Annotated in this window: 17 protein-coding genes; 10 read left to right on the plus strand and 7 right to left on the minus strand. The window is 61.0% G+C overall.

Translation table 11 applies throughout. The features are described 5' to 3' along the window. Position 1 precedes the first annotated feature (1 nt). A complete protein-coding gene (locus ACOYXI_RS07635) occupies positions 2-1,021 on the plus strand; it encodes an XdhC family protein (RefSeq protein WP_135296032.1) in 1,020 nt (339 codons plus the stop codon). Positions 1,022-1,048: 27 nt separating this feature from the next. Here the strand turns inward: ACOYXI_RS07635 and ACOYXI_RS07640 are convergent, their stop codons facing one another. Next, positions 1,049-2,059: a zinc-dependent alcohol dehydrogenase family protein gene (locus ACOYXI_RS07640; RefSeq protein ID WP_097090345.1), complete on the minus strand. Its 1,011-nt coding sequence runs from the start codon at positions 2,057-2,059 to the stop codon at positions 1,049-1,051. 168 nt (positions 2,060-2,227) lie between these two features. Between ACOYXI_RS07640 and ACOYXI_RS07645 the strand changes: the two genes are divergently transcribed. After that, positions 2,228-3,124 (plus strand): LysR family transcriptional regulator, encoded by an 897-nt coding sequence (locus ACOYXI_RS07645; RefSeq protein WP_178083245.1) that lies wholly within the window; start codon positions 2,228-2,230, stop codon positions 3,122-3,124. Positions 3,125-3,176: 52 nt separating this feature from the next. Next, on the plus strand, positions 3,177-3,656 hold the full coding sequence (locus ACOYXI_RS07650) for a GNAT family N-acetyltransferase (protein ID WP_098964342.1): 480 nt from the start codon (positions 3,177-3,179) through the stop codon (positions 3,654-3,656). A gap of 116 nt (positions 3,657-3,772) precedes the next feature. Here the strand turns inward: ACOYXI_RS07650 and ACOYXI_RS07655 are convergent, their stop codons facing one another. The 3 genes from ACOYXI_RS07655 to ACOYXI_RS07665 all read right to left on the minus strand — a co-directional run bounded on the left by ACOYXI_RS07655 (position 3,773) and on the right by ACOYXI_RS07665 (position 6,016). Beyond that, entirely contained in the window at positions 3,773-4,726 is a 954-nt protein-coding gene (locus ACOYXI_RS07655) for a bifunctional helix-turn-helix transcriptional regulator/GNAT family N-acetyltransferase (protein WP_461674655.1), read from the minus strand. Positions 4,727-4,943: 217 nt separating this feature from the next. Further along, positions 4,944-5,285: a YajG family lipoprotein gene (locus ACOYXI_RS07660; protein WP_095136448.1), complete on the minus strand. Its 342-nt coding sequence runs from the start codon at positions 5,283-5,285 to the stop codon at positions 4,944-4,946. 86 nt (positions 5,286-5,371) lie between these two features. After that, the gene (locus ACOYXI_RS07665) at positions 5,372-6,016 is read right to left on the minus strand and encodes a class II glutamine amidotransferase domain-containing protein (protein ID WP_135296037.1); all 645 of its coding nucleotides are present in this window, start codon (positions 6,014-6,016) and stop codon (positions 5,372-5,374) included. A gap of 170 nt (positions 6,017-6,186) precedes the next feature. On the opposite strand from ACOYXI_RS07665, the gene ACOYXI_RS07670 reads away from it, so the two are divergent. The 6 genes from ACOYXI_RS07670 to ACOYXI_RS07695 all read left to right on the plus strand — a co-directional run bounded on the left by ACOYXI_RS07670 (position 6,187) and on the right by ACOYXI_RS07695 (position 13,145). After that, entirely contained in the window at positions 6,187-6,435 is a 249-nt protein-coding gene (locus tag ACOYXI_RS07670; protein WP_027613011.1) for a hypothetical protein, read from the plus strand. A 103-nt stretch (positions 6,436-6,538) separates the two neighbouring features. Next, positions 6,539-7,696, plus strand: coding sequence for a GGDEF domain-containing protein (locus ACOYXI_RS07675; RefSeq protein ID WP_461674656.1), 1,158 nt, complete (start codon positions 6,539-6,541; stop codon positions 7,694-7,696). An 8-nt stretch (positions 7,697-7,704) separates the two neighbouring features. Next, positions 7,705-8,199: a PaaI family thioesterase gene (locus ACOYXI_RS07680; RefSeq protein ID WP_098964346.1), complete on the plus strand. Its 495-nt coding sequence runs from the start codon at positions 7,705-7,707 to the stop codon at positions 8,197-8,199. 108 nt (positions 8,200-8,307) lie between these two features. Beyond that, on the plus strand, positions 8,308-9,180 hold the full coding sequence (locus tag ACOYXI_RS07685) for an AraC family transcriptional regulator (protein WP_461674657.1): 873 nt from the start codon (positions 8,308-8,310) through the stop codon (positions 9,178-9,180). 88 nt (positions 9,181-9,268) lie between these two features. Continuing rightward, positions 9,269-10,813, plus strand: coding sequence for a methyltransferase regulatory domain-containing protein (locus ACOYXI_RS07690; RefSeq protein ID WP_461674658.1), 1,545 nt, complete (start codon positions 9,269-9,271; stop codon positions 10,811-10,813). A gap of 202 nt (positions 10,814-11,015) precedes the next feature. Continuing rightward, a complete protein-coding gene (locus ACOYXI_RS07695) occupies positions 11,016-13,145 on the plus strand; it encodes a TonB-dependent receptor family protein (protein WP_134786660.1) in 2,130 nt (709 codons plus the stop codon). A 31-nt stretch (positions 13,146-13,176) separates the two neighbouring features. On the opposite strand, the gene ACOYXI_RS07700 is transcribed toward ACOYXI_RS07695, so the two are convergent. The 3 genes from ACOYXI_RS07700 to ACOYXI_RS07710 all read right to left on the minus strand — a co-directional run bounded on the left by ACOYXI_RS07700 (position 13,177) and on the right by ACOYXI_RS07710 (position 14,347). Then, a complete protein-coding gene (locus ACOYXI_RS07700; RefSeq protein WP_098964350.1) occupies positions 13,177-13,569 on the minus strand; it encodes a hypothetical protein in 393 nt (130 codons plus the stop codon). Between the two features lie 38 nt (positions 13,570-13,607). Then, a complete protein-coding gene (locus ACOYXI_RS07705; RefSeq protein WP_098964351.1) occupies positions 13,608-13,904 on the minus strand; it encodes a DUF7660 family protein in 297 nt (98 codons plus the stop codon). A 74-nt stretch (positions 13,905-13,978) separates the two neighbouring features. Beyond that, positions 13,979-14,347, minus strand: a complete 369-nt coding sequence (locus tag ACOYXI_RS07710; RefSeq protein ID WP_098964352.1) for a lysozyme inhibitor LprI family protein — start codon at positions 14,345-14,347, stop codon at positions 13,979-13,981. Between the two features lie 41 nt (positions 14,348-14,388). Here ACOYXI_RS07710 and ACOYXI_RS07715 point away from each other — a divergent pair, with 41 nt between their 5' ends. Next, positions 14,389-14,619, plus strand: coding sequence for a hypothetical protein (locus tag ACOYXI_RS07715; RefSeq protein WP_096796409.1), 231 nt, complete (start codon positions 14,389-14,391; stop codon positions 14,617-14,619). Positions 14,620-14,709: the final 90 nt, after the last annotated feature.

A 14,709-nucleotide genomic window follows, 5' to 3' on the forward strand; every position in this document is an offset into this window, starting at 1 on the left:
GATGGAAAGCATCGACTTGCTGGTCCTGCGCACCGCGCGGGACTGGCTCGCCGCCGGCGAGCAAGTGTTGCTCGCCACGGTGGCGCGCACATGGGGCTCTTCGCCGCGCCCGACAGGCTCGATGATGGCCTTGCGTAACGACGGGCGTGTGGTCGGCAGCGTGTCCGGCGGCTGCATCGAGGACGACCTGATCGATCGCTACACCACCGCGCATGGCGGCAGCGGCCTCAAGGACAGTGCGCCCGAGGTGGTGCGCTACGGCGTCAGCGCCGACGAGGCGCATCGTTTCGGTTTGCCCTGTGGCGGCACGCTTGAGCTGATTCTGGAGTTCAATCCCTCATGGCAGGTGCTCGACGAGCTGCTGGTGCAACTGGATGCCGGGCAACTGGTGCGCCGCTGCCTGGCACTGGATAGCGGTCGCGTCACACTGCAAGCCACGGCAACTCCTGAGCAATTCAGTTTCGACGGCCAACAGATGCTCAATACCCTCGGGCCGGGGTATCGGCTGCTGATGATCGGTGCCGGCGCGCTGGCCGAGTATCTGGCGACCATGGCGCTGTTCAACGGCTTCAAGGTCGCGGTGTGCGACCCACGTGCCGAATACATCGACACCTGGGCGGTGAACGGTGTGGAGCGCATCATCGGCATGCCGGATGACGTGGTGCGCGACTTCGCGGTCGATCTGCGCACCTGTATCGTCGCCTTGAGTCATGATCCGCGACTCGACGATCTGGCACTGCTCGAGGCCCTGCACAGCCCGGCGTTTTACATCGGCGCCATCGGTTCGCGGCGCAACAGTCAGCTGCGCCGCGAACGTCTGATCGAGCATTTCGGTGAGACCCAGGCATCACTCGAACGGCTGCACGGGCCAATCGGCATCTACATTGGCAGCAAGACACCGGCGGAGATCGCGGTCAGCGTGATGGCCGAGATCCTGGCCGCGAAGAATGGCGCCAATTTGCCGAAGGCGTTTTCGATTGCCAGAGCCAAGGCGCAACAGGGTCTGGCGCAATCGCATTGAGCCCCGTTGCTTGGCCCTGTGCCTATATCAGGCGACTTTGATCACCACTTTGCCAAACGCGCCCTTCGCCAGATGCTCGTACGCCTCGCGCGCTTTCTCGAACGGATACACCTGATCGATCACCGGGCGAATCTTGTGCTGGTTGAGGAAGACGTTCATCCGGTCGAAGGATGAGCGCGGTGCCACGGCGATACCGCGAATGGTGGTCTGGCGGAAAATCAGCGGCATCAGATTGAGTGCAACGGTCTGCCCGGTCAAAAAACCGATCTGTGCAATGCGCCCGGAAGCCTTGGTCGCTGCAACCGACTGATTGATGCCGTTGCCACCGGCCACGTCGAGCAGCAGATCCACGCCTTTGCCGTCAGTCAGCCGCAACACTTCATCGGCCCAGTTCGGTGTCGTTCTGTAGTTCACGCCCGCGACCGCTCCCAGTTCCTTCACGGCTTGCAGATTGTGCTCGCTACTCGATGTGGCGATCACTTTGGCGCCCAGCGCCGTGGCGATCTGCACGGCAAAAATCGACACCCCGCCCGTGCCTTGAACCAGCACGGTCTGGCCGGGCTGGATCTGTCCAAAGTCGACCAGTGAGTACCACGCCGTGAGCGCAGCAATCGGCAGCGTCGCCGCCTCTTCGTCGCTCATGTTGTCCGGCGCGGCAACGGCGCTGTCTTCATGGATGATCATGTATTCGGCCAATCCGCCGGGCAACGGCGAACCAAAGCAGTAGTCCGGTTCATTCGGCCCCGGCTCGCCATCCAGCCAGCGGGAATACAGATGCGAGTTGACCCGATCGCCGACCTTGAAGCGGCTGACGCCGTCACCCACCGCGACCACGGTGCCCGCTGCGTCGCTCACCGGAATCAACGGTTTGGGCACCATGTGCGGCTCGTAGATGCCGTCAACAATCGCCTTGTCGCGAAAATTGAGGGACACGGCGCCGACCTTTACCAGCAATTCGCCGGACTGTGGCTGCGGGGTCGCTGTCTCTTCCAGGTGCAGATTGTCGAGGCCGAAATCTTTCAGTAACCAGGCTTTCATTGCGAATCTCCAAAAACGGATCAATGGCTGCAAACCACCAAGGGTTTGCCTGGGCACATCTTTCGCTGTTGGCCTCGCGCAATAAATACGCAAAAAGGCACATGATTATTCTATCCTCAAGCAACAATTGAATTCCGTCAGGTCCCGATCATGGAATTGCTGCAATCGATGCGACTGTTCGCTCGGCTTGCCGAGCTCGGCAGCTTCACCAAAGCCGCCGAATCGCTGGACATCGGGCGCCCCCAGGTCACCCGTTACATCCAGGAGCTGGAAACATCCCTGGGTGTGCGTCTGTTTCAGCGCACCACCAGAAAAGTCGCGCTCACCACCGAAGGCCAACTGTTCTATGAGCGAGTGCAGGAAATTCTCGCGGATATCTCGGCCGCCACTTCGATGTTCGACCGCAGCGGAGCAACGCTCGAAGGCCGGCTTCGGGTCGATATCCCGACCGCGTTCGCGCAACTGGACTTCATCAAAAACCTGAAAGCCTTCACCAGCGCCTTCCCCGGGATCGACATGGTGCTGGGCGTGACTGATCGGGCGGTCGACCTGATCGGTGAAGGTATCGACTGCGCGTTACGAATTGGCGAGTTACCGGACTCGACCTTGATCGCTCGCCCGATCGCCATGGCGACCATGGTCACGTGCGCAGCCCCCGAGTATCTGCAGGAACACGGCGAACCGCGGACACTCGACGATCTGAATGCCCATCGCGGGGTGAATTTTCTTTCCGGCCAAAACAACAGGACATTGCCCTGGCACTTCTCGGTCAAAGGCAAAGACCGCGCGTTCATCAGCAACGCCGGCATCACCGTCACCGAGTCGAATGCCTACGTGCAGTGCGGCGTAGCGGGCTTTGGAATCATTCAGGCGCCAGGCATCACCGTGGCCGAATACCTGGCCAGCGGCACCCTGGTGGAAATCCTCAGCGCCTATCGGCCCACCCCGCGCCCGGTATCACTGCTGTACCCCAGCCGCACGCACCTGGCTGCGCAAGTTCAGGTATTTGTCGAATGGCTGCAGCAGCACTTTGTGCAGATCTATCCTGACTGGCTGGAACAATAACGATCAACAGCGCCGTTCGCGGCTTGCGCGTAATCAAGGAGCACCGCACGACATGGAACAAATCACTTACCGCACCGCGACGGGCGCAGACGCGTTGAGCATGTGTGAGCTGGGGCAATTGCTTAACGACGTGCATCACACTGCCCGCCCCGACATCTATGCCCCGCCCACCGCGGAATTTTCCCGCGACCTGCCCCACTGGTCAGCGCTGTTCGAGAAACCCGGTCACGTTGTGTTCATCGCCCATGTCGACGATCAACCTGCGGCGTTTATCACGGCCAGCCTGTCGGCCAGTTCAGGGCCGTTGATGCAACCGCAGAATGTCGTTCGCATCGGCTCGGTGTGTGTCGCCGAACAGTTTTCGGGACAGGGTATCGGCCGTGGGCTGATGAATCTGGTGAAAAACTGGGCGATCGAACAGGATGCCCAGGATCTGCGTTTGACCGTCTGGCCGTTCAATAACCGTGCAGCGCGGATGTATGCGGAGTTCGGCTTTGAGACTCGGGCTGTCGAAATGGGCATGCGTTTGTAGCGGTTTGCCCTCGTCCAGACTTTTCCGGGACTGTGCGCAGCGATCTGGAAATCACGGCCTTCGCCGACCGGCTGGCGGACATGTTCAGCGCCTACGTGATGACGCTGAATCAACCTTCAACGTGAGGCGGCTGCACGGGTGAACTGCTGTTCCGTCACCACGCTGCCCCACTGACTGCCCGGCTCTTCCATGGTCAATTCGAACCCGGCCGCTTCGTACAGTCGGCGCGCGGCGTCCAGGCCCTTGAAGGTCCAGAGCTGAATCGCATCAAAACCCTGCTGATCGCAAAACTCCACCGCCGCGCTCAGCAGTTGCCGGCCGACGCCACTGCCGCGGCAGCCGTCGTCGAGGATGAACCAGCGCAAATGCGCCTGATTGCTGCCCAGATCCTGGCCGTCGATTGCGATCGAGCCGACGATGCGCTCATCAAGCGTGGCTACCCAGATCTGGTTGCAGGGCTGATCGAGGCGCCCGACAAACTCCGCCACTCCACTGGCGACGCGGCTTTCAAAGATCGCGCCGAAACCGGAATGTCGCGAATAATAATCCGCATGCATTTGCGCCACGCGGCCGATCAGGCCGGGGCGATAGCCGGCGCTGATGTGCAGATTCGGCGCGAGCGGCCGGTCAGCACCCAGGCGGATGGTCTTGAGCGCATGCGCGTAGGTTGAAAGGCCCTGCGCCACGCTCTGTTGCTGCGACGGATTGAGCGTGTCCAGTGCCTTGCTGACCTGGGCCTGGCCGTAGGCATGAATGTCGGCGACGGTCTGCCGGCCCTGCGCCGTCAGGTGCAGATGCTTGACCCGGGCGTCCTCGGCGGCGCGCTCTTCGATCTCCCCGGCCTTGATCAGTTTGCCGACCATACGGCTGACACTGGACTTTTCAAGGCCAAGGCTTTGCGCCAGTTGCGCAGCGCTGACGCCGTCCCCGGCTTCGATTTCCAGCAATGCGTGCACGCCGGAGGCTGAATAATCGGTCGCCGCCAAGGTGGCGCGCAGGAAACCGAACTCACGCACCATCGTGCGCGACGCTGTACGGATTTCTTCGATCAAGGCTGTAGGGATACTCATGACACATCACCGCTGAAATTTAGTTGTACCATACAACCATGTTTAAATATGACGGTGCAAGAAGCCGACGACTCCGGGCGAGCGGTCGATTGTCGGCGTCGCCACAGCAGCAAACGTCAGACAAAAAAAGCCCCGCAACCGAATGAGGTGCGGGGCAAAATATTGGTTGGTTGCGGCCAACCAAAGGAGCTCGGTTAAAACGGGTTGCGCAGCCGGTTCAGATGCAGTCCTGGGCGGCGCGTTCAAAACTGGAAGGCAGGAAGTTCGAAGCCAGCAAGTGGCGCTCGTAGATGAACACCTTGCCGCCGTTGCCGGCCTTGTAGGCTTCCAGCACGTTGTCTGCCGACACCTTGCTTGGCACCACGATCCGGTAGCTGCGCTGGGTCTGCGAAACGGTCGGGTTCAGCGCACTGCCCTGCAGCTTCGGCACCACGCAATCGGCGTATTGCGCCGGAGTCTTGTTGGTCTGCAAGGTCAGCGTCGGGTCGTTCGGTGCGGAGGCGCAACCGGCGAGCAGCAAGGAAGCAACGGCCAGGGTCGGGGCAAACAAAGCACGCATCGGGGTCATCCTGAAAATAAAGGTTCGGTTCATCTGGCAGCGATTCAGCGTCACGGCGCCGCCGCTGCCCTTTTGGTTTTGAGTGTTCAGCTGGAAGCCACCAGCGCCTTGAGCGAGGCATCGAACTGCTTCAAGGCATTGAGTTGCAGGTCACGTTGCTGCTCGATCTGCGCGGCAATCTCGTGCGCCGCTTTGTCGTGTACCCAGACCGACGAAATCTGTTTCTCCACCGAGCCCTCGGCTTTGCCGATGTACTGCAGGTCGGCATCGTAGAAACGCGCGATGAAATGCGCCTCGTACAGGCTGTTCTGCTGAGTCAGCAAGCGGTTGAAGGTGTCGAGTTTCACCACTATGTCCGGGTGTGCCTGAATCAGCGCATCAAGGTCGTCGTAAACGGTCACCGACAGAAACTGGCGTTGCAACGAGCTGAGCAACCAATCGATCGCCAGTTCCGGGTCGGAGCTGCTGACAAAGGCTGCGCGAATTCGCGGATCCAGTGCATCCTTGGCCCCGTGCAGCGCCATATCGTGGTAGCGCGTCAGGTATTGCAGGTTTTCCCGGGTGTTTTCGCTGTACAACACACCCACGGTCTGTGAATGCTGCAAAGTCGCGCTGCTGCCGGCGATTGGCTGAAGATGACACGCACAGGCGTCGTCGGCGTAAGACGGTGCCGTGGCTACCATGCCGCTCATCAGCAGAGCGGTCAGCGCCAGTCGGGTCAGGGTCTTCATCGCGCAATTTCCTTGAGCTGCGTTTTCAATGAGGGCAATTTTCCGCCTATTGCCAGCAAAGCTGAACTTGCGTTTCGTGATGGTCACTATTACTTCTAGCGATAGTTGCGCACGATAAAGACGGGTACACACTCATCCCCAATGACTAAAACAACAGTGAGGAAGCCGATTTGAGAACCTTTGACCTGATCCGCGACGCGGTTCTGCCCGACTTTCGCGAGCGGGTGGCGGAATACCTGGTGCAGTACGAAAACGTGTTGCTGGACAAGGACATCACCGATGCGCAGCTCAAGCGCGATACCGCCAACCAGTTGCGCGGTTATCTGCGCGGGCTGAACACCACGCGCGTGCTGGGCATGGCGTACTGGGAAGAACTGGATCGGCGGGTCGTCGACACTTGGCTCACGCCTCACGAATGAGCGTGGACGCCGGTCGGTGACGATCGTATGCGGCGCCTGCCAAAACGGCCCCGAACGCTTACAATCGGCGGCCTTATCGACCTTCTGACAGGCTCCCCCGGAAATGCCGCTCGATCCACCAACGATGCTGACCATCTCGATCGCTCTCGCAGCCGCTGCCGCGCTGTATCTGGCGGTCGAGTGGCGCAGCATTCGTGAGCCTTCGCTGCTGTTCTGGAGCGCCGGTTTCGCAACCATCACCATCGGTTCCACCCTGGCCCTGCTGCGTGGCAACGGCTTTTTGCTGATCGGCATCTGGTTCGCCAACGGCTTGCTGGTGACCGCGCACTTTCTGTTTCTGCTGGGGGTGGCGCGCTTCACGCAGATCCGCCTGTCACGCGCCTGGTACCTGATTTTCGTCACCTGGCTGGTTTTTCTGTTGCTGCCGGACGGGCCGTTGTGGTCGAAAGTCATGCTGGCTGCCAACTCGCTGCTGGTTGCCGCCTCGACGCTCAAGGCCAGTTTGCTGCTGCGCCCGCATGGCAAATCGCTGAGCGTCGGTGCGGTGCAATTGCGCTATGTGCTGCTCGGTCACGGCATCTTCTATGTGGCCAAGGCCCTGACCGTGGTGATCCCCGGCACGCTGATCGACCTGGCTGCATTCCGTGGCGTAATCATCCAGATCTCGCTGGTCGAGGGCGCGATGGCGATCATGCTCATCGCACTGTCGATGACCGGGACCGAACGCTACCGGCGCGAGGAGCAGATCGCCCGACTGGCCGCCCGCGATCCACTGACCGCGCTCTACAACCGCCGCGCCCTCGACATGCGCGCGCCGGGCCTGCTGCGGGGCGTGTCCGCGGCGCATCCCGGCGCCTTGCTATTGATCGATATCGACAACTTCAAATCGGTCAACGATCAGTACGGCCACAGCGCCGGCGACCGTTTGCTGGTGGCGTTGAGCGAAATGATCCGCGCCGAGACCACCGATGAGGCGCTGGCCGCCCGTTTGGGCGGCGACGAGTTCGTGATTTTGCTGAGCAACGCGCCCAGTGATCACATCGTCAGACTGGGCGACGCCCTGCGCGATCAATTTCAGCGCAGCGCCGCCCAGACCTTCCCCACCGCCGAACCAGTGACGCTGAGCATCGGCGCCACCCTGTTCAACCAGCCACCGGCCAGCCTCGCGGCATTGATCGAACAAGGCGACGCCGCGCTCTACGAATCCAAGCGCGGTGGGCGCAACCGCCTGCGCCTGACCGGGCTCACCACTTCAGGATGATCAGACCCATGACCCGTTCCGAAACGCCTCTGCAAGACCTCGCCGCCCCCGAAGGCGTCTGCTACGGCTGCGGCAGCCGCAACCCCCATGGCCTGCACGTCAAAAGCTACTGGCACGAGGACGGCGTGCACGTCATGGCCGAACACCTGCCGGACGACAAATACTGCGGCTGGCCGGACCTGGTATACGGCGGCCTGCTGGCGATGCTGGTCGACTGCCATTCCAACTGGACCGCGATGGCTTACCACTACCGCGCCGAACAGCGTGCACCGGGCAGCCTGCCGCGCATCGACTGCGTCACTGGCAACCTCGGCCTCAAGTTCATCAAACCCACACCGATGGGCGTCACCCTGACCTTGCGCGCCAGGGTCGAAGGCGACGTCGGGCGCAAAACTCGGGTGATCTGCGAGGTGTACGCCGGAGAAGTGCTGACGGCGGTGGGCGATTCGGTGTTCGTGCGGGTCGATACCGGGCAACTGGCGGACGCGGCGCACGGCCGCTGACTCCACACGCGCCCCTGTAGGAGTGACACTTGAGCAAACCCGGCTAGGCGTGCCGACCCGGAAATCGACGAGGCTATAGCAGACCGCACTTCCAGGAGCTTTCAACCCGTGTCCGACCTGCCGACCCACCGCGCCTATACCCGGCGCTTCAACAGCGTGCTCGCCTACATCGATGCCCATCTCGAAGGTGACCTGTCGGTGAATACGTTGAGTCAGTTGGCGAACTTTTCGGTGTTTCACTTCCATCGGCAATTCAGCGCGTTCGTTGGCGTGCCAGTCTCGCGCTACGTGCAGCTGATGCGCTTGCGCCGGGCTGCACATCGGCTGGCCGCGCAGCCGGATCATTCGATACTGGAGGCAGCGTATGGCGCCGGTTTCGAAAGTCCGGAAGCGTTCAGCCGCGCCTTTCGGCGCGACTTCGGCATGACGCCGAGCGCCTTCAGGAAGCAACCGAACTGGCAGACCTGGAATGCGGTATTCGCCATCCCTCACTTTTCCAGGAGCGTCATCATGCAAACCAGAATCATCGACTTCCCATCCGTGCGGGTCGCCGCGCTTGAGCACCGCGCCGCGCCGGGGGAGGTTCAACAAAGCGTGCAGACATTCATCGCCTGGCGCATGCACAGCGGGCAGTCACCGGTGGCCTCGAGTCGCACCTTCGGCATTCCCTACAGCAACCCCGACACCACACCTGCAGAGGATTTTCGCTTCGCCATCTGTGGCGAGATCGACGAAGCCGTGGCGCCCAACACCTTTGGCGTACGCGAAACGGTCATCCCCGGCGGACGTTGTGTGGTGGTTCGGCATGTGGGTTCACCGGATCACATTGGCGAAACCATCTATCCCGTCTACCGCGACTGGCTGCCGGCCAGCGGTGAGGAATTACGTGATCATCCGCTGTTTTTCCATTACCTGAGCGTCTTTCCCCAGACGCCGCAGGAGCAATGGCAGACGGACGTGTACGTGCCTTTGCAAGGGTAAAGGTCACCGAGGTGTTTTTTCGCTTGTCGTGTGCAATGCCAAGCCCTTATAAGAGCGCTCTTTCTCTCTCGAAATAAAGGATGCGCACATGAGCAATGCCTGGAACGAAGGGTATTTCACCGACGAGGGCTACACCTACTCGTACAGCCGGGAAATCAACCCGGTGTTCCAGCGCTTTTGCCTGTTGCTGCGTGGCTTTGCCACGCTGGAGAACGCCGGCGGCTACCACTGCGAACTGGGCTTTGGCCAGGGTGTTTCCATCAACATCCACGCCGCCGCCAACCCGGGCAACTACGTTGGCACCGACTTCACGCCATCTCAGGCCGCGCATGCCATCGCATTGGCGAACGACTGGAACAGCCAGGCCCGTCTATATGACGACAGCTTCGAGCAACTGCTGGCCCGCGATGATCTGCCGGCGTTCGACAGCATCAGCCTGCATGGCATCTGGTCCTGGGTCAGCCGCGACAATCAGCAACTGATCGTCGAGTTCGCCCGTCGCCACCTCAAGCCCGGCGGCATGTTGTACGTCAGCTACAACTGCTTCCCGGGCTGGTCACCTTCGGCGCCACTGCGCAATCTGTTCAGCCTGCACAACCGCTTTGCCAGCCAGGCCTCGACCAGCCCGGCCAAACGCATCGATGCCGCGATGGAGTTTTCCGAAACGCTGTTGGCGGCCAATCCGAAGTACGCCAGAGCGGCGCCGGCTCTCGGTGCACAGTTGCAGAGCATCAAGGGGCAGAACCGTCAGTACGTGGCCCATGAGTATTTCAATCGCAACTGGGACTGCATGTATTTCATCGACGTGGTCGATGCCATGACCGCAGCCAAACTCGACTACGCCACCACGGCCGTACCGCTGGACACTGTGGCTGCGCTGAATCTGAGTGCAGAAGGCATGGACTTTCTGGAAGGTATCGAGCACCCGATCATGCGCGAACAGGCGCGCGACTACTTTATCAATCAGAACTTCCGCCGGGATCTGTACGTACGTGGCGCCAATCGGCTGTCTGCCGCCGAGCAGCGCGACAGCTTGCTGAGAAGCCGGTTTGTCCTGCTGCAAGCGATTGAGAGCATTCCCGGCACGGTCACTGGTCCCGCCGGCGAGGCTGCGCTGCAAACAGAGATTTACAGCCCGGTGCTCGAAGCGCTCGCTGCCAGTGCCTACGCACCGAAAACCCTGCAGCAGTTGTCGATGGCCGTCGGCTCCGTGTCTTACGACGACCTGGTGCAGGCTGTCACCGTGCTGATCGGCATGGGCGTCGCCGCCCCGTGCCAGAGCGAAGCCGCCGAAAGGCAGGTGCAGGAACGTTGCGACACTCTCAACCTGCAACTGTGCAAACGCGCGCTGTTCAACAACAACATTCAGGTGCTGGCCAGTCCGGTCACCGGCGGTGGCGTACCGATCAGCCGCGTGCAGCAGTTGTTCCTGATTTCGATCAAGCAAGGCATGACCGACCCGCAAGACTGGGCGCAGTTGGCGTGGGCCGTCATCGGTGATCAGGGCGAAGTGCTGCACAAGGGTGACCAGCCGCTGCTGACGGCCGAAGAAAACCTTGCCGAGATGACCGAACAGGCCCGGGCATTTGCCCAGACACCGCTGGACATTCTCATGGCGCTGAAAATTGCTTGAACCAGATATACGCCGGACGACTGGCCGCGATAGAAGCGGCCAGTCGTCTGCGTGTATGGCCCTGACTGCCGCCTCCTGAGCCATCCTGCCCCCACCTGCCACGCAGCGCCCCGTTAAAAAAGCAAAATTGCCATGTGTTTCCGTCGTTCCTTCTTGCGTCGCACTGTTCATTGCCCGTTCCTGTCTGCCTGGAGTTTCTTCGATGCCGTCGCCCAAATCCCTGCCCTCTGCCCTGCTGGGCCTGGCCCTCGCCTGCCCGGTCATGGCCGAGGAACCCAAAAGCATGGAGTTGGGACAGGTGCTGATTTCGGCTGAAGAACAAAGCGGCGCCGATGCCTCCGTCGCCGAGGCCCAAGCGCGTCTGGCGCAGGTGCCCGGCGGCAGCAATGTGGTCGACATGCGCCAGCCGTTGCAGGGCCGTGTGGCGAGCAATCAGGATGTGCTGGCGTATCAGCCCGGGGTCTACGCGCAGTCGGCGGGTAATGAAGGGGTAAAAATCTCGATCCGTGGTTCGGGGATCAACCGCGCACCGGGCGCGCATGCCTCGGGGTTGTACACGATGCTCGACGGCCTGCCGCTGACCGGCCCCGGCGGTACGCCCTACGAATTGCTCGAACCGCTGTGGCTCGACCATGTGGAGGTGCTGCGCGGCGCCAACGGCTTTGATCGCGGTGCACTGGCACTGGGCGGCGCTGTCGATTACGTAAGCCGCACCGGCTATGACGCGCCGAAATTGCAGGTGCGCTATGCCACCGGCAGCCACGGTTATCAGCAGCGTCAGGTGAGTTCCGGGCAAGTGCTGGGCGACTTCGATTACTACGTGTCGCTGACCGATGCGAACGCCGACGGCTATCAGGATCACACCGCCAGCGAGAGCAAAGGCGTGATCGCCAACTTCGGCTATCGCTTCAATCCGAACCTGGAAACCCGCTTCTACTTCCGCTATCGCGAGACCGACAACGATCTCGCCGGCCGCGTGACCAAACACTCGATCGAGCACACTCCAAGGGCGGCCAACCCGGCTTATGTGTCGCGCGACGACAGCCGCAAACAACCGGGCAGCACCTTCATCGGCAACAAGACCACCTACTACGTCGACGACGATTCGAGCATTCAGACCGGCCTGGTCTATCACGATTACCCGATGGACCTGCGCGAAGGCCCGAACCGTCTGAAAGTGGCCTACACCGATGTCAGCGGCACCTTCGACTACAAGCGCCGCGATACCGTGTTCGGCATGGAAAGCCGCAGCACCGTGGGCCTGCGCACCACCAAACACCTGCCCAACGACGGCGCCAGTGAATTCGTGCGCATCCCGTCCGGCAACACCGCCGCGTATGCGCCGGGCACCCGCATGCGCAACTTCACCTATCAGGGTTCGGACACCGTTCTGCACGTGGGCAACGACCTGGAAATCGCCGACGACCTGTGGCTGACCACCGGCCTCGCCGCCATTTACACCCGCCGCGAAAGCGCCGTCACCTACCCGCAAAGCGGCGGCAAGACCAGCCTGAACGACTGGGATTACGCGCCACGTCTGGGCCTGCGCTATCAGGTCACGCCGGACCTGCAACTGTTCGGCAACCTCAGCCGTTCGGTCGAAGCACCGCACCCGTGGTCGCTGATCTACAGCTCGAACATCCGCTTCCCGGCCGGCAACGGCGCGGCGACCGGCACCCAGAGCGACCCGATCAAACTGCAGAACCAGACCGCGACCACCCTCGAACTCGGCGGTCGCGGCGACAGCGCGCTCGGCCAGTGGAGCCTGGCGTGGTACTACGCCCAGGTGCGCCACGAATTGCTGTCGGTACTGCCGGACGCCAATGCCGTCACCCCGTACGAACTCAACGCCAGCCCCACCGTGCACCAAGGCGTGGAAGCCAGCCTGCAAAGCACACTGTGGTCGGCCGCCGACGGACGTAAATTGAGCCTGCGTCAGGCCTACACCTTCAGCGATTTCCACTACCGCGACGACCAGCGTTTCGGCGACAACCGCCTGCCCGGCCTGCCGATGCACTATTACCAGGGCGAACTGCGCCACGACTGGCCGCAGGGCTTCTTCGCGGCGGTCAATACGCAACTGGTGTCCAAGGTCGCGGTGGATTACGCCAACAGCTACTACGCCGATCCCTACGCATTATTCGGCGCCACCGTCGGCTACAACGCGCCGAAAAACGACTGGCAGACCTGGCTGGACCTGCGCAACCTGACCAACAAACACTACGCCGCGACGGTCACACCGGGGTATGACGACAAGGGTCAGGATGCGGCGCGGTCTACGCCGGGTGAAGGGTTGGGGGTTTATGTCGGGGTGTCGTGGAGTTTGCTCTGACGGTTTGCATACTCGGCAACCCGCCGGGTTACTACTCCAACGTAGGCAAATGATTACGCAAAATATTCTCCAGCCCCGGCCGCGTATGTTTCTCCCAAGGGCAAACATCCTGCGCATCGCCTGTGTGCAGATACTCGCCGGCATCAAATGCCTGATAGATGTCAAAGGCTGGCTGGGGCATTTCTGCGTGCATCGACACATCAACGATGGGGTTGATAAGTGCATTCATCACTTCATCGCCAAACTCAAAATCACGCGTGTTTGATAGGAAATCTCTGGCTACGGCGATCGCGACTTGATTAAGCAGATCGCGACGCTCGACCTGCAGCCGCTCACAAAAGGGTTGCAGATCGATGTTCAAGCCTTCTTCAATCGCTTCCAGCATGACCAGATAAAGATCGGCTTCACTCAACGGCCTACTCATCACACATTTTCCTGCTCTGTTCTTGATGCTCGCCCGGTTCACTCATAAAACTTGCCGGCCAGCAAAATGCTCGCACAGCGCTGCCATACGTTGGCCGAAGATTCCTCTGCTGCCACCTGCCTGGAACTGTCGATTGCCCAGGCACCTGCAGCCTCAAGAAACGCATCCACAGATCCATTTTCCCAACCCAAGGCGCCCGGACCATAGGGTGACAGCGGTTCGTTCATTGTCCGCTCACGGGCGAAATCGGCACCCAGTGCCTGAATAAACGTAATGAACGATTGCTCGTCGTTCACGCGTTCCAGCAACTCATCAAGATCATCAGGCGCAGACATCGTGGCAAATTCCTGTTGGTGAATGGGTTTGCCCGGGATGCTGCTATGCATCGACCAGAGGGTCAACCCGTCCGTCAAAACGGCCCCTGCGTCATCACCCGCGTCTCGATGATGCTGCGCAGCGCAACGACCCGCTTCTGATACAGATCGGTCAAACAATCGAGCTTCGCGCCACAGGCCTTGCGGCCTTTGAGGAAGTCCTGCTGCTCACCGATCAGAGCATCACGCCCGCCCATCGGCAGCAGGCGTTTATCGAGGCTGAACAGCTCGCCCATGGTGACGTCCAGGTCGTTCAAGGCGCGGTTGGCGCAGACGGCTTTTTCGTCCATGGATTTTGCCTTGCCGCAGTCAAAACTGGCGGCTTGAGTTGAATTGGCAGCGATCAGCAACGCACAGCCGAGGGCGGCTGCGGTCACCCGTGAAATTTCTCGAACTCCCGTCATGGCTTCGTATCCAACGTTGTAGGTCAATGGAGGTATGAAAAATGAAAAGCACCGACGATATCAAGCCTGCAACACCTCATAACGCGCCACCGCTCGACTCCTCGGGCAAACCGGTGGATGTGGTGAACCGCGATCTGCAGGACAGCGACGACGACACCCGCGCCGTGGACGAGGTGATTACCCCCACCTCCACCCGCGTCATGGAACAGGACACCGAGGAGCTCAAGCGTAAGACCGATGCGATCGAACGCAAGGTCGCCGACGGTAACTGACGCGACGCTCCCCCTCCTTAAAGTGAATTTTCACCTTCCTGTCCCGGGTTTTCCTGCCCGGGACAACCCTCCCCCTGCCCTGCAAGCCGC

It is taken from the genome of Pseudomonas sp. G3-19, from assembly GCF_054855875.1.

What these genes read in the sequence shown, in the direction of transcription:
- ACOYXI_RS07635 (WP_135296032.1), top strand. Translation starts at nt 2, where the DNA reads ATGGAAAGCATCGACTTGCTGGTCCTGCGCACCGCGCGGGACTGGCTC.
- ACOYXI_RS07710 (WP_098964352.1), bottom strand. Translation starts at nt 14,347, where the DNA reads ATGACGGGAGTTCGAGAAATTTCACGGGTGACCGCAGCCGCCCTCGGC.
- ACOYXI_RS07655 (WP_461674655.1), bottom strand. Translation starts at nt 4,726, where the DNA reads ATGAGTATCCCTACAGCCTTGATCGAAGAAATCCGTACAGCGTCGCGC.
- ACOYXI_RS07705 (WP_098964351.1), bottom strand. Translation starts at nt 13,904, where the DNA reads ATGTCTGCGCCTGATGATCTTGATGAGTTGCTGGAACGCGTGAACGAC.
- ACOYXI_RS07640 (WP_097090345.1), bottom strand. Translation starts at nt 2,059, where the DNA reads ATGAAAGCCTGGTTACTGAAAGATTTCGGCCTCGACAATCTGCACCTG.
- ACOYXI_RS07660 (WP_095136448.1), bottom strand. Translation starts at nt 5,285, where the DNA reads ATGCGTGCTTTGTTTGCCCCGACCCTGGCCGTTGCTTCCTTGCTGCTC.
- ACOYXI_RS07715 (WP_096796409.1), top strand. Translation starts at nt 14,389, where the DNA reads ATGAAAAGCACCGACGATATCAAGCCTGCAACACCTCATAACGCGCCA.
- ACOYXI_RS07665 (WP_135296037.1), bottom strand. Translation starts at nt 6,016, where the DNA reads ATGAAGACCCTGACCCGACTGGCGCTGACCGCTCTGCTGATGAGCGGC.
- ACOYXI_RS07675 (WP_461674656.1), top strand. Translation starts at nt 6,539, where the DNA reads ATGCCGCTCGATCCACCAACGATGCTGACCATCTCGATCGCTCTCGCA.
- ACOYXI_RS07690 (WP_461674658.1), top strand. Translation starts at nt 9,269, where the DNA reads ATGAGCAATGCCTGGAACGAAGGGTATTTCACCGACGAGGGCTACACC.
- ACOYXI_RS07650 (WP_098964342.1), top strand. Translation starts at nt 3,177, where the DNA reads ATGGAACAAATCACTTACCGCACCGCGACGGGCGCAGACGCGTTGAGC.
- ACOYXI_RS07645 (WP_178083245.1), top strand. Translation starts at nt 2,228, where the DNA reads ATGCGACTGTTCGCTCGGCTTGCCGAGCTCGGCAGCTTCACCAAAGCC.
- ACOYXI_RS07680 (WP_098964346.1), top strand. Translation starts at nt 7,705, where the DNA reads ATGACCCGTTCCGAAACGCCTCTGCAAGACCTCGCCGCCCCCGAAGGC.
- ACOYXI_RS07695 (WP_134786660.1), top strand. Translation starts at nt 11,016, where the DNA reads ATGCCGTCGCCCAAATCCCTGCCCTCTGCCCTGCTGGGCCTGGCCCTC.
- ACOYXI_RS07700 (WP_098964350.1), bottom strand. Translation starts at nt 13,569, where the DNA reads ATGAGTAGGCCGTTGAGTGAAGCCGATCTTTATCTGGTCATGCTGGAA.